Here is a 14149-nt window from a genome sequence, read left to right as displayed (position 1 = left end):
AGTATCTCGGGCAATAGATTTGAAAGAGGATAAGCAACTCAAGCTGAACTGAAGAACAGTTTCAATAGAATCATATATAAGGTTGGCCGTTGACGGATAGTCCCTCATTGTGTGCCAACCTTTGATATTCGAATAGCCTATTATTATCCGTTAATTTGATATCAGCGATGATTCCGAGCCTAGACGAGGTATTGAAAGGGCCCCGCGATAGTTAATCGCTATTGGCTTCGCAATCAAATGCCACTTAGCTTGTACTCAGTTTTTATCTGCCCCAACACGAGCTTATTTGATGAAGCATAAGCACTGATCATATGAATGGTGTCCGATAATGTATTCACGAATATCAAACCAGCCTTTTGCGCCCGCACCGCACATAACGAGCCAAAAAGGACTTCAAACAGGCAATCAGTAACACCCATTAAAGTAAAAATATGATCTAATTGAGGTCGTCGAACTCTTGCAGAAAATAGCTATGGATAGCCTTAATAAGACAGATTTTAAAAAACTAGCAAGCCAACAAAAAACCATTCAAATGAAGGTTTGTTTACTAGCACTTGCCCACTTCAAAGAAGGTCACTAGCACACTCAAATTGCTAAATACCTCAAAGTCAGTCGAACTAGTGTAAACAAATGGGTCCAGACATTTCTTGAAGAAGGATTGGAAGGACTTCAAGAGAAACCTCGCACAGGCAGGCCTGCATATCTCAATGTAGAGCAACGAAAACAACTCAGCGCGTTCATTAAGAAAGAAGCAGAGTCCCCTTCTGGCGGGCGCCTTGTCGGGAGCGATATACATGATTACATCGTGGAAAACTTTGATAAATACTACCACCCTAATTCTATCTATTATCTTCTCGACCACATGGGCTTTTCTTGGATAACTTCTCGATCCAAACACCCCAAACAATCACAGCAAATCCAAGACGATTTTAAAAAATTCAAAATAGAAACGATCCTTAAGATCCTCGGTCATATTGGGCTGGAGAGTGTTGATGTCTGGTTTCAAGACGAAGCTAGATCCGGACAACAAAACACAACGACACGCTTGTGGGCTGAAACAGGAACGCGCCCAAGGGCGCCAAAACAGCAGCAATTTGAGTACGCTTACCTGTTCGGTTCTGTTTGTCCTAGCTGAGGGATTGGAGAAGCTATGGTTGTGCCTTGGGTCAATAAAGACATTATGATCTAACACTTAAAGCAAATATCCGATATCACAGACAAAGGAAGGAAGGCATGCTGTAGTAATAATGGATGGCGCAGGTTGGCATACCGATGATATCGCCCACAAATTTGATAATGTCAGTATCATCAAACTTTCCCCATATTCGACAGAGCTTAACCCGATAGAACAAGTATGGAGTTGGTTACGACAACACTACTTAGCGAACCAAAGCTTCGAAGACTATGAGGACATTGTTTCCAAGGTATGCGTTGCGTGGAATAGGTTTCTTGAAGTGCCGAAAAGGGTATCGAAAATGTGCGCTAGAGAATGGATAGACTTGAGCAGTTAATTTTCCAGATTGATATCACTTACATTAAAAAAATAAAAGGAGCAAAGTAATACTGCTCCTTTTTGGTAGTAAATATTAGCAACCGATTATGGAATCTTTAGTCCAGTTTGTGGCTAGAAAAAATCACTTCAGATGGTGGGAACATGTTGGAAACCGGTGGATGAGCAATATCACCAAACATTCTCGCACCAAATGCTGAAGCTGCCCAAGGGTCTACAATTTTCACATCTTTATTCCATGAGCTTGGGTCTTTGATATCACTACCGTCCTGTCTACCAACCAAAACATACAAGTGCGTGCCTGAGTGTCCTTTCTTGAATGCCACTACTTCGACCTTAGTGTTTTGATTCGCATCACCCTGCATCCCTTGAATCATTTCAGCGGCCGCGGCAAAGGCAAACGTAGTACAGCAACCGGCTTTTGCGTCCTGAACGGATTTCGCAATGTTTTGAAGTGTCCCCATCTGAGGGCTATTGCCTCTTTGAGCCGCCACTTGAACCATGTTTGCTGACATGGTCGCTTTTTTATCTTGTTGAACTCTTGCTGGATTTGCGTAGAAGCCTTCTAGTCTTGGCTTCGCTTTCGCTTGATAGAACTCAGATCTCTTATCACCGAAGGTATTAAGGTCAGTACAAGCGAAATCACCCAACTTTTGCAGTGTAGCTTGGTGCTTTCTAATCAAGGCATCTGCTGGAGCGGTTTTACCTGCGCTGGATGGTTTTGAAGTGCTTGAAACACTTGGCCAATTCTCTCTAGGCCCTGTCGATAATCGCTCTAGGTCTTTAAGGTTTCCAAGAGTCAACTTATTTTCACCATTCAGTACGTTTTGCATCATAGCTTTGGCGACACCTTTTGGCAGACCTTGCTTAACCAATAGATCAACGACGATCGATTTCGCTTTGTTTTGGTGATTGATACGAGAGCTTACGCTTGTGTTTTTCGGCGCACCTTCTTTAACAAAGATGTCCTTGCCTCCGTGAGCCCGAACTTCTTTGTCGTCCGATTGGTTTTGTGTAGATAACTGTGCAGTGAGTTCGCTCAGCGAATGCATATGTGATGTATTGATATTTACCATAACCCTAACCTTTTAAACAGAGATGAAAGTATGCAGCTTTTTATGTTGCTCAATCGATTGAAACTGAGCCGTTAGATATTGCTTCCACAGTTCACAAAGCTCCATAAGCTGAGTAATCAGGATAGAAACACGACTCACTTCTGAGGTAAGTGGTATACTTATCTGCATGTGTACTTCATTGTTTTTAGGGTCTATACAGAACTGTACCCCACCTGACTCCCGGTATAAGAAGTTATATTCCAAAAGTGTTTTCAGTTTTTTAATTTCAAATGACTCTTCATCTTGGCAAACCTTGATTGAAAGTAACAGTTCTTCTCTCTCATCCAAGCCTTGAACTTCAATCTCTTTGCCTGCAGACATATATACTGTCCACATTTGATAATCATATGCAGTCACCCGTTCAATATCGAGTGTGTTACCAAGCTCAATTAGTAAGGTATTTACCTTATCCATACTCACCTACCATCCTGATATTTAATATTGATGTATCTATTTAAAATAAAAGATATAAAATTTCGAATTTAAATACACCTATCACATTATTTTATTTTCCATTGTTGCTGGTTAATTTTGTTAGATTAACCGTTTTTAGAAAAACAAATTCAGTATTCTTAACGAACGTTACTCTCTTATGAGGCGATAGTTAATAGAGCCTTTAAGATAATCAGAGTTCCCGTTGATGTAAGTATTGTGCTCAATAACAGTCACAGAATATGCCAGATATGGTCGGCTTTTTTTCATTTTAAGCCGTTTATAAAGATCGGATGGGAAGCTAAGATAAAACTAGAGAAATGGTAGAAAGGTACAGTGAATAGAAAGTAAAGCTCAAAAAGCCCAGCGTTTTTCTGAGCTTTCGAGAGTTAAAGATAAGCACGTCAAGACTGTATCTGTTGGCGCTCACTGAATTGCTTAGTGATCACCTGCTTAAGAGCTTGCAGTTGCCCGTCGATACTGGCATCGATAATACCGACTTCAGTTTCCAGTATGCACCCACCATTTTTGAGTCTCGCATCTGCAATAACGTCAACATAGCCGACCTCCGGGAAGTCACTGAGTATTAAGGAAACCTTATCTCGCACCTCTGTCACTTGCTCGGGGTGCACGTGCAGAATCACTTGTTTCTGATTACTGACCAGCTGAAGCGCTTCCCTCACCACTATTGCCGTTGTTTCCACATCGTCGAAACTACTGATAATTTTGCTTACGGCATCAAGCACTACGCCAGTGATTTTCTGTTCGACTTGCAAGTAGTACTCATTACATCGTGCAAGCGTTGACATCATAGTTTCTGCGCTCTCTATCTTCGCTTGATCGATACCATCCTGGTAACCACGCTGTCTTTCTAACTCATAAGCATCGTCAGCTTTTGTAATAATGCTCTCGGCTTTAGAGTGTGCAGCTTCAACCAAGTGTTGCGAATCTAAATAACTCACATAATCCTTTGCTTTGAGAATCTTTAGACCTGTAGCCAACTGCAAGTTGTCAGTTTTTATTTCAACAAATGAAACCATTGAGGGATTACCTGTTTTGCGATTTTCTTTATAAGTCGATAAGCAAGATCTCGATGCGTTTCATCGAACCAATCAGCACTGAGTTTTGTTTGGGTTAATGAACAATCGAGCTTGAACTGCCACCTTTGTACAAGCTCTGATGGTGATTTCTCCAGTAAAAATGTGACCCATAGATACCCAAGTTCACGGGCTGCCTTTTCAAAGCTGGCTTCATCTAAACTCGCCGGCAATGTTTTTTGCCAACCGTTTGGCCAATTTGAGATCATCATTGGCCCGTGTTGAATTAAAAAACGCGTTTCATCGACACCAAAAATATGATTGAGGCACTGCTTTGGTTGTTTCAAGACAACTTGGCGCATCGATTCACAATACATTGCCCCACCAATCAGCAACAGTAATTTGTTAGTCGTTTCAACTGGAAGTAACACCAAACTATTAAATGGATGATTAAAAACATGATCAGTAATCGTTGATAGCTGCCATTCTTCAATACACCATTGATTGATCGCAGCCTGGTGTCTCCAGTCTTGGACTCGTAATAACCAAGGCTGTTTCTTGCTTATCCAACTCTCATCAATATAACTGCAAGGACAATAATTAAACTGATGATAAATCTGAGAAACTGGCGTATCAGAATTAACCACGTTGCGCATTCCTACGACACCATGCAAACGTCGCTGCGTTAGAACCGATGATAAGTAGTAACAAGAAAACGAGGATAGCAATCAAGTTGCTTGCCGTGTCCTTGGTCACTTGAATAGACAAAATGCTTTCAAATTGCTTGCTTTGAGCCGTCACACGAACTTCCGAAGATGGTACTATGACAACGCTAATACGTTCGTAGTTAAGCCCTTCAATACTATTGTTCACTAACTGCTTAATTTGAGGTACATAAGAGTCGAGTGCCACATCCGCTGCGTGTTTAATAAACACTGATGCAGAAGCAGGAGTTGGACGTTCACCTGGACGAAGGTTTTTATCTTCAAGTACAATGTGAACGCGTGCCACTAACACTCCATCAATTTGTGACAGCGTTGATGATAGTTCTTGCGATTTCGCGTATATAAGCCTCGCCCTTTCTGCAATCGGAGACGAAATCAGGTCATCTTTCGGAAACACTTCTTTGAGTGTTGAGAACTGCTCTTTCGGGTAGCCTTTACGTTTCAGAGCATCAACCGAAAATGCGACTTGAGCGTTATCTACCATCAATTTTATGGTGTTGTCTTTATCCGGTTCTTTGGTTGCCACCACCCCCTCAGAAAGCAGAATAGACAGCATTTCATTGCCTTCTTTCTGGCTTACTCCAGTGTATAGCTCCGTCTGACAGCCAGCTAAAAATAACACGAGTAACATGCACACGGCACGTATTGTCTTCATCATGACTATTGGGCCTTCAACAATGTTTCTACATTCTGTGTCGTTTTACCTACCGTCTTGGCAATCAGCTCCTCTTGAAAGGTAATTCGACTCAACGCCCATTGCATCTGCAAGAGCTGAGCAGGGTCGTCACCAACCATTGCCATGCTATCGGTTAAGTTAGTTTTTGCATTGTCGATGGTGTTTTTCAGTTCGCTAATGTTTTCTAACAAGCCACCTTCTAAACCGTGGTTTCCCTCAGGCGATAGCATCGCTTGCTCGAAACGCTCACTAAGTCCCGCTTCAGCTTGTGCGTCTTGCACTTGCTCGAGGTTGGTTTGCATCACTTCTGTGTACTGCGTATTAATCATATCCGTTCCTATGAGAGGTCTAGTTTGTGGCTGTAACTCAACATGTTCTTGACCATGGCATTCTTTTGTATAACAAAGCTCAGTTCTTTTCGGACCACCTCCAATACTGGAGCTTGGGCAGGGATGTCTTTCAACTCACCCCAACAGTGCCAAAGCGCTTGTTCTTTTTGCGCACCAAGTGGGAAATGTTCAGAAAGCAACGCTTTCAACTCTCGGCGGTCTTTAGGGGGAGTCGCTAGCAAGCGCCCTGAAAAACTGCCCAACAGCTCATGCTTAAATAATGCCAACAATTCTGGTGATGCTTTATCAGTGCCTTTTGCGCTTTGTTCCTGACTAAAGGCATACCATAAGGCTTTTTTTTTCTCACTAGGCGAAATAAACGCGTCTTTAAGCGTTCTGCTAAGCGCTGCTGCGCTGAAGTCTCCAGAACGTTTTAGTGCTTCGTACCACTCTTTAATAGCTGCTGTTCTACCTTTAGACCGCGTGACACTATCCGTATTTTTTTTCGTAGTCGGTATGTTCTTATCTGGTGGGTTCTCACTCATCAAACGGTTCATCTTGTTCGCATCAGGTGTATCATTCCGGGGTGCTTTCGGCACCTGACTGAGCATGTTGTTGATTCCGTTGCTTTCAACCTTCATTAAAGGTTCCTGATGTCTTTAGAAAAACTCATGGCAAAGGCTTGGTTTTCTTCATTGCCTTTTAATGCCATATCTAACCACGATTCGGCTTTGCTTAAGAGCCCAGCTTTTCCTGCCGCTAGCGCAGCCAGACCGATTAAGTCTGGGCGTGTCACGCAAAGCGGTTCAAGTAAACGATGAGCGTCCTCGTACAAGCCACGATTCATCAAACTCATTGAACGAATCATAGCAACGACTTCTTCTGCATCACCTTGCAACTCAAGGCATTCCGCAATGGTATTTGCCTCTTCATGACGATGCAGACCGGTTGCCATCAACGCTGTCTCAGCCAGAAGTAAACACATGCCTTTATCCATAGGTTATACCTTCTGCAGAATTGATTGCATCACGTCTTTGATTGCACGTGTTGTGGTCGCATTGATGTTATATACCACAGACCATTTGTTGATTGTATGCTGTAGCTCTGCAAGCTTTGAAGGATCGTCTGCGTTCGTTTCTAAGTTTTTGATCGCGGTGTTTACCGCTTCATTCGCTGTTTTTGATTGCTGTAACAATTTAGCTTTAACTGCGTCGAGGTTAACGCCTTTACTCGAATCATAAAATGACATATATATCGCCTTCTTTTATTTGTTGTCTAGAAATGTTTCAATTACCGTTAATGCTGCTTGATAAGCCTCGTGCTGTTTGTGTAGCAACTGGTATTCTTTTGGTGAACAGCCAAGATGGAGCTGACGCTTTATCGCTGATTGCGCTTGCTTGAACTTAAAAATGATCACCTCTTTTTCTTGCTGCCCTGAATCGCCTTGTAATAACTGCTCAAGATTAGTCATTGTTATTTTCACCTTCATACTCTAGATCAATAGTGATTACCCGCCCGCGTTTTACGAGTTCAATTCCTGCCGGAGTAACGCTTGAAATACGGTACCCTTGAGGAGTGCGAGCTCCTACCATGTAACGAACATTGTCAGTGAGGATGACATAAGGAAATAGGCCAAAATTCACGCTACGAAACGGAAAATCGATGTTTGTTCCTTTGCTCACTTTAGGAATAGATTTCAAGACAAGATATGGTTTCTCGCCATACTGCTCTCGAAAATCTCTCGTTACACCATAAAATCGAGTTGTTTCAACATCATCAAGCTCGCCACGAACTTCAATACGATCACCGCTAGTAACAAGCTGAACTTTCTTTAAGAGCTCCGCTTCTCCTAACAACTCTTTTAGAGTAACCATGTATGCCCCCGCCCTTTGTAGCTCTACTTTCCAAGCGATAAGCCCTGGGACATCTCGTTCTAAGATCTGCTCAACTTGGTTCCAACGACTTGCATCATCAATGTAACCCGTTAACAGCAGCGTACCTGTCTCGTTACCATTTTCTACTTTTACTTGGTGATAACCGAGGTTTCGTAAGATAAAACGCACACCACGACGTATCTCTTCCATCGTTCTCAGGTCACTCTTGTAGTTGATACCTAATGCATCAATTCGACCAAGCAGTTGTACCTTTTGCGTTCTATCTTCTACGTAACCTTCAAGTACAGCCTGTAGAGCATTGGCATTCCATTCAACGCGAACATCGTTCAACTCGAGTTCACTAAGAATATTGCGTACCAAGACTATCGGCTCCGCTTCTGTGATTACGTCTTTGTCGCTCGCATGCACTTGGTCGTACCAAATACCTATAAAGATAACGCTTGGGATCAGGCCACAAATCAATCCGATGAGCAGCATTTTCTTCCAACCCGATGATGGTTTATGGCCAATTGGTTTCGCTTGCTTGCTTGCTACGTCATTTGCCATCTCAATAACTAAATCATCTTCCAAATAACCAACAGCAAAGGTTAAACGACCCACAGAAACCAAGGCTTTTCGCGACAAATCAACGCCACCGGCATCAACGGCGATAATTTCGTTATTGACTGAGACTTCTTCACACTCACGTAGTGAAACCGTTTCACCATCGCAAACTAAAACGAGGTGACTTGCTTTAATGCCAGAGTCGGTTAAGACTAAATCAGCGGTAAAGTCATCACTACCCAATACCAATGAATCGTTGGGTAAAGTGACTTCCACTCCGGAATGAACACCGGAAAGAATACGAATTTTCCATTGTTGCATTGAGGTTACTGCTCCTCTAATGGTCGAACGCAATGATTCTCTGAGCCATTACACTCTTTAATTTGTACTCTCCACCCTTTCTGCCCCGTAGGAAGCTCACATTCTGCTAACAACGATGACTTTCCTTGTGACAACAAATCTTGCTGATAACGTACTGCTTGTACTTCCTTTGTACAGCTGTACAAAGCAAGTGCTGATTTAAGGCCTGCACTGTTATTGGAAATACTATTCAACGTGCCAATCTTTGGCCTTAAGTCATATTCATTTCCGATAAGTACGTTGTCTCCGATACCATCGACAACAATTCTTGGTTCTATAATGAACATACGTACTGTTCTTCTCGTGGAGCTTTCCGTGCTTCTAAACAAAGCGCCGAGGTATGGAATATCTCCTAACAAAGGAACTTTTCGAAGCTTGTTGCTAATTTCATCACGGTATACTCCACCAATCAGCAAGCTTTGCCCCTGCTTTACCGTTGCCAAAGTACTAATTTCTGTTTTACGAATTGAAGGAACACCATCAATGTCACCATCGGGGATTTCCGCACCATCTTCTAGATGCAGACTCAAATTGATTTCAGGTCTTTCAACCAAACGGTCGCCAACGATGCGAGGTACAATTTTCAATAACGTTCCATAAGTCACTTTCTCTAGTGCTGCGGTTTCTTTGCCTATCAACTTGACATAAAATGTACTGCTGTTATTAAGGACCGCTTCCACATTTTCTTGTGTTAACAAGGTTGGTCTGGAAACCACTTGCGCACTACCTCTAGATTCAAGCAAACGAATTTGAGCCAATAAATAATTTAGGTTCGTCGCATCAAGCAGAGACTTAAAATTTTGCCCACTACCAAGCTTGACATCACCATTACCTACGTCACCAGTTGTTTTGAGGTCCAAAATACTGTTGTTACCCACTGCAAGACCAGCTCGCCAGTCAACACCCAACTGACTTAAGTCATTAGCACTAATATCAACGATAGAAAGTGCGACTTCGATCCTTGACTGCGGTTGATCTAACTGCGCCACCAACTTGTGATACAGCGGTAATCGAGCTTTTGTATCACGCACAATGATTGCATTTAAACCTGGTTCTGCTTCAACCGATGCACCGCTATGTAAAGAGACATTATTAGTAATTTTCTTAGGCGTATTGGTTATTACTTCTTCGTTCTTTTTCGCCACTTTAACCTGAGTTTGAACACCTGAAAGCACTCGGCTTAGTACCGAAGCAATCCCAGGAACCGTGACACCTTGGTCACGATAACTGATCTCTCGATCTGTCGCAGATGCATACTTCAAGGGAATAATATCGACAAACAATTCATCTGTTGAATTGGATTTCTGTACCAGTCTGCTTTCCAGTGCTTCTGCCGTTTGCACAACTAAATCGACGTATCTCGGTGGGCCAGCTAAGTAAACCAGCCCCTTATTTTCCGCTGCACGCCAGCCGTAACGAGAATCCCAAATCCCTGTCGAGATCAGGGTGCTACGTAATTCGCGAGCTGTTAACAGTTCGAGCTGCAACAATTGTGAACGGGTTTCTGTCGCTTTGTATACATGCAGCACTGCACCGTCGAAGTACCACATCAAGTTGTAAACCTGTGCCAGATAATCGAGAAACTCGGCTGGATCTTCTGGTGAAAATCGACCACTGGCTCGGTCATTTACCTTGTCGCTAACCGACACTGAAACACGGTAGTTTGCGCCAAAGTTATTCAGCAGTTCTTTTAGTGAATCATTGTCCGCGTAATAACGAAACGGTTGATCGACCCAATCAAGCTCAGAGGTATGTGAAGGAACTGCTATTATCAAACTTGAAACGTACACTACTGACAGCACGATTCTGCTTATTTGTGACTTTAAAACTGCAAGCATTATGGGATCCAAACACTGTGACTAACAGTATGATTAACACGTTGATGTTCGAGCAAATCATTGAACTGCTCCACTAAATTTACGTGCTGAGCAAGCTGCGTGCAAAGCTCTTCTGTCGTTGCACTTTCCATAATCATCTTCCCTTGCATAATCAACTGTTCTTTGTCATTCACCGTCAACGTGCTGCGTGTATCTCGCAACGTTTTCAAGGAGAGCTGCATACAATGTTTTAGCGCCTGCTCTTTTTGAAAATCAAGGTGCGATTCAAAATAAAATGGGAGCACGGTTTCCCACAAGATCCATGATGAGTGCTGGCTAATATTAAGCTGCATCTGGTCAACTTCGATATCATAGGAACCATTACTTGAGGCAATAAAATCCCCCTCCCTTAACGTTTCCGCTAGGGATTTCATCATTTTATCTAACATATTTAGTCCTATTTAAATCTGCCTGAGATTGTTACAAGCTTGCCCGCACTCATTGTTTTGAATATCAACGTAGTAATGATCCACTCTGCCAACGGTTTGCATATCTTGAAACCATTGCCAAATTTTAGCGACGGCATTTAGATCGCTAAACACAAGCTCACATGCATCCCAAATATCGCTCAGCTCAGGAGCTTGTACTCGAGCCTGGCTACACCATATTTTCCATTCAGATATAAATTTATCTGATATTCTACCGCACTCATATAAGCCCTTGAGTTTATCTAGAGTTGGCTTCCACTCTTCAACTAGTGCTCGATGAGATTCAATAACTTGATTTTGTTGCACATTGAGAACGCGAAGTTGGTCATGCAATTCACTATGCTGATTCTCAATGAGATCCAACTGTTGTTCAGCAAAAAATGTGCTACTCGCTTCTCCGGACAATCTCATCCAATACTCTTTCTGAATACTCAGTTGATTGATTAACTGTTCAAGCTTGATGGAGTCTTGTAGCGCCCTCTGATCCGTTTGCTGATTGCACCATTCATTTAAGGTTAAATACATCGAAAGAATTAGTGTCTTAGGTGACGCTAGATTGAAGCGGTAACCTAATCGCTGATTAATGTAATCCAGTCTTTGTTCAAAAGAGTTCAACACCCGTTCGTCACTTAGTTGCCCACCCACTTCTAAGAAAAGGCGCATAGCAGAGCGGTCTAAACACGTTCCAAGCTTTTGATATGTTTTAATTAGCTGACTTGCACATAAACAATCAACAACATTACGATCAAGCAAGCGCTGCAGTAAAGACAATTGGTCGTAACTCAGAACACCTTCACTGAGTAGCTGTCTGTGGTTTACATTAACAACGTTAAGCTCTTGAGTTGATTTAGGTAAGCCCTCGTACCTTGCGCCTCGCTGCAATACAGTGACCTTCCTCTGCAGCACAATGTTGTTAGGAAAAAGCGAACGGCGTCGCCAATGCTGCTTTTTCATTTTAATCTTCTCCGTATCTACTTCGAGCAATCCAGAAGGAAGTAGAGATAATAGTTTTGCTCATCGTTACGCTGAGCATAATAGGGTTTACACCCGTTAATGCCTTTCAAAATTAGTCAGAAAATTTTAGTCGTCAGACATTTCGCTTAACAATTACTACCGGATCATCTCCAGAACGGACCTTACTTGGTGTCGTTCCAAAGCGACGACGGTAACTTTGTGTAAAGTAAGACTGGCTTGAAAACCCCGCTTCCATCGCAACATCGACAATGTTCATCTTGCTTGTGAGCAATAGTTTGTGAGCGTGTAATAAACGACGTTCACTGATCCAAGCTCTAGGGGAGATACCATAATATTCGTTAAAAAGCTCTTTAAACGTAGTCAGACTCGCACCAAACTCTTGAGCATAGTCTGTCAGTTTCCACTCTTTAAGATAATGAAGATCCATAAAGCGACGGAGTCTCTCTGAGGTTCGATTTGTCAGTTGTGATAACAACGCGTAGAGGTGTTCACCTTGGTCACCATGCAGTAACAAGATGAGCATTTCCTCATACTTTAAGCGCATAATAGCATCAGGAAAAGATTGCTCTTCTAGAGTATTAATCCCTAATAACGTCTGTTCTAACAATAAGTTTAGAGTAAAAGGGAATAATCCAGACTGTACATCCTCAACCTTTGGCAACGACATCAAAAGGTCACTATGCTTTTGCAATAGTTGACTCACCAGTTCATTGTCAAATTCGATAACCGAAGCCGCATATTGACCGCCTATCGGTGTGTATTCTAGTAAGTAATCCCCTTGAGAAAGATAAACCCCTCGACCAGCGACCACGTCTAGCGTACAACCCCCGGTTTGCACCCTCAATTGACCATTGTGAACGATAACAATATGAGACTGGCTAGAATGAAACACTTCATCGTATTTTTCATAGCAGCACGCACCATGAATTTTTCGCAAGTGCGAGTCGACCCTTTCGGCGTTTAGTCGGCCTAACACATCCATTTTCTACCCTTCATAATTTTAATTCCTCCAGTTCAAACAAGAGAAACTGTCGAAGCCAGCAGTGCGATTGCAAATGCAGACCGATTACCAATAAATAGTCCATAACACTACCATCCAACCCGAATAATAACGAATAACCAAGCGCTAACTTCGATAGCAAAAATAATTCTGGCAAAAAAGTATTTTTGATATCGTCGTGACATATTTTTGATAGTTAATTAGTATTTTCTAATTTTCAACTGGTGATACAAAAAGAAATTTTACATTAAACACATGAACGTGGTATTTTTAAAGTTCGCTTGATTTACATTCCAACCAATAAGTGCGACATGCTTTATTAAAGCACCTGGGGATAGCCATATATATTCAAAGGAACTGATGCTTACATAATAAAAAACCCAATGACCTTATTTTAAATATACCTAGAACTAGGATATCCTCCAACGCATTAAGCATAATAATAAAGGAAAATATTACTTCCTAGTAATTATTATAAGCCTCTAGGTTTAAGTTGGTATATACACTGCCTTGCGTAAAGATATATCGCTCTTCCTTTTTTGCGATAATCTCACCTTGATAACGCAATATAGCGCGCACTTTCATCTCGCCATTTCCAGCTTGAATCGGAGCAATAACAAACGAGTATTGAACGGGTAACTGAACCCCTTGATACTCTTGTTGTAAAACAGTAAAACACTGACTATCTAAAACCTGACACACATCGACGCTTAGAAATGTACTCACTGGAGCGGTGTAATTATCAAACGTTATCCAACCAAATAGTGCTCCTTGAAGATGATTAGAAAACCCATTTGACACTGGGTTTTTGGTTGCACAACCGCTTAGCATCAATGCAAGGAATATTAAGCAATAAGAGTTCTTTTTCATAGGAGACAAGTATTCATCTAAATTGTCAGTGACAAAGTTATGGTTACCCATGGCATCAAAGCGGTTTAATCCAGTAATAAGGGGTATTTCGCTATACTCGCTATGGTTATCCGTTGTTATCTATCAAGGGCTGGAGCAATTTGACCACTGCAATTAGTATCATCAATACAGAGACCCCCCTTCGTATGGAGCACGCATAGCCTTTTTGCACGGTCGCGACTATCTACTTATGAAATACATCGTTTACTGGCACCATTTAGAAAAGGGCAATCGTTGCTTTGGCAGTTCGCCAAAGTAAATCAAGCAATCATGCTTCTCAAAAACATAACTGACCTCATCATATAATGCGCTGAACCCTCGATATGCAACATGCTTCC

At 42.0% G+C, this 14149-nt stretch carries 16 protein-coding genes and 1 pseudogene; 1 reads left to right on the top strand and 16 read right to left on the bottom strand.

Features of this window, described 5'->3' with window-relative positions; genetic code table 11:
- The first annotated feature begins 472 nt into the window (after positions 1–472).
- Positions 473–1511, top strand: a pseudogene (locus ACED53_RS14980) (IS630 family transposase).
- Positions 1512–1608: 97 nt separating this feature from the next.
- Here the strand turns inward: ACED53_RS14980 and ACED53_RS14975 are convergent.
- The 16 genes from ACED53_RS14975 to ACED53_RS14900 form a co-directional block, all read right to left on the bottom strand.
- Positions 1609–2586 carry a hypothetical protein gene (locus ACED53_RS14975; protein WP_017096476.1) on the bottom strand — a complete coding sequence of 326 codons (978 nt, stop codon included), beginning with the start codon at positions 2584–2586 and terminating at the stop codon, positions 1609–1611.
- Positions 2587–2598: 12 nt separating this feature from the next.
- Positions 2599–3039 (bottom strand): type III secretion system chaperone, encoded by a 441-nt coding sequence (locus ACED53_RS14970; RefSeq protein WP_017096475.1) that lies wholly within the window; start codon positions 3037–3039, stop codon positions 2599–2601.
- A 422-nt stretch (positions 3040–3461) separates the two neighbouring features.
- A complete protein-coding gene (locus ACED53_RS14965; protein WP_017096474.1) occupies positions 3462–4097 on the bottom strand; it encodes an HrpE/YscL family type III secretion apparatus protein in 636 nt (211 codons plus the stop codon).
- Positions 4076–4750, bottom strand: a complete 675-nt coding sequence (gene vscK / locus ACED53_RS14960) for a SctK family type III secretion system sorting platform protein VscK (RefSeq protein WP_017096473.1) — start codon at positions 4748–4750, stop codon at positions 4076–4078. Before vscK ends, ACED53_RS14965 begins: the two co-directional genes overlap by 22 nt.
- Entirely contained in the window at positions 4734–5477 is a 744-nt protein-coding gene (gene sctJ / locus ACED53_RS14955; protein WP_029223148.1) for a type III secretion system inner membrane ring lipoprotein SctJ, read from the bottom strand. The genes vscK and sctJ overlap by 17 nt, the downstream gene beginning before the upstream one ends.
- Before the next feature lie 2 nt (positions 5478–5479).
- Positions 5480–5824 carry a type III secretion system inner rod subunit SctI gene (gene sctI / locus ACED53_RS14950; RefSeq protein WP_017096471.1) on the bottom strand — a complete coding sequence of 115 codons (345 nt, stop codon included), beginning with the start codon at positions 5822–5824 and terminating at the stop codon, positions 5480–5482.
- 8 nt (positions 5825–5832) lie between these two features.
- Positions 5833–6465 (bottom strand): YopR family T3SS polymerization control protein, encoded by a 633-nt coding sequence (locus tag ACED53_RS14945; RefSeq protein WP_017100154.1) that lies wholly within the window; start codon positions 6463–6465, stop codon positions 5833–5835.
- Positions 6465–6821, bottom strand: a complete 357-nt coding sequence (locus tag ACED53_RS14940) for a YscG family type III secretion system chaperone (RefSeq protein WP_017096469.1) — start codon at positions 6819–6821, stop codon at positions 6465–6467. Before ACED53_RS14940 ends, ACED53_RS14945 begins: the two co-directional genes overlap by 1 nt.
- 3 nt (positions 6822–6824) lie before the next feature.
- A complete protein-coding gene (sctF, locus tag ACED53_RS14935) occupies positions 6825–7073 on the bottom strand; it encodes a type III secretion system needle filament subunit SctF (protein ID WP_017096468.1) in 249 nt (82 codons plus the stop codon).
- Between the two features lie 15 nt (positions 7074–7088).
- Positions 7089–7295 carry an EscE/YscE/SsaE family type III secretion system needle protein co-chaperone gene (locus tag ACED53_RS14930; protein WP_017100155.1) on the bottom strand — a complete coding sequence of 69 codons (207 nt, stop codon included), beginning with the start codon at positions 7293–7295 and terminating at the stop codon, positions 7089–7091.
- Positions 7288–8583, bottom strand: coding sequence for a type III secretion system inner membrane ring subunit SctD (sctD, locus tag ACED53_RS14925; RefSeq protein WP_017096466.1), 1296 nt, complete (start codon positions 8581–8583; stop codon positions 7288–7290). The genes ACED53_RS14930 and sctD overlap by 8 nt, the downstream gene beginning before the upstream one ends.
- A gap of 5 nt (positions 8584–8588) precedes the next feature.
- On the bottom strand, positions 8589–10460 hold the full coding sequence (gene sctC, locus ACED53_RS14920) for a type III secretion system outer membrane ring subunit SctC (protein ID WP_017100156.1): 1872 nt from the start codon (positions 10458–10460) through the stop codon (positions 8589–8591).
- A complete protein-coding gene (locus ACED53_RS14915) occupies positions 10460–10888 on the bottom strand; it encodes a YscB family type III secretion system chaperone (RefSeq protein ID WP_017096464.1) in 429 nt (142 codons plus the stop codon). Before ACED53_RS14915 ends, sctC begins: the two co-directional genes overlap by 1 nt.
- Before the next feature lie 12 nt (positions 10889–10900).
- Positions 10901–11881, bottom strand: a complete 981-nt coding sequence (locus ACED53_RS14910) for a T3SS regulon anti-activator ExsD domain-containing protein (RefSeq protein ID WP_017100157.1) — start codon at positions 11879–11881, stop codon at positions 10901–10903.
- 133 nt (positions 11882–12014) lie between these two features.
- Positions 12015–12884, bottom strand: coding sequence for a helix-turn-helix transcriptional regulator (locus ACED53_RS14905; RefSeq protein ID WP_017100158.1), 870 nt, complete (start codon positions 12882–12884; stop codon positions 12015–12017).
- Between the two features lie 480 nt (positions 12885–13364).
- Entirely contained in the window at positions 13365–13772 is a 408-nt protein-coding gene (locus ACED53_RS14900; protein WP_029223147.1) for a YscW family type III secretion system pilotin, read from the bottom strand.
- Positions 13773–14149 lie beyond the last annotated feature (377 nt).

The organism is Vibrio sp. 1F169 (genome assembly GCF_041439605.1).
GTDB lineage: Bacteria > Pseudomonadota > Gammaproteobacteria > Enterobacterales > Vibrionaceae > Vibrio > Vibrio tasmaniensis_A.
Note: the sequence above shows the minus strand (reverse complement) of the source record. Positions and strands in the feature narration are given on the sequence as shown.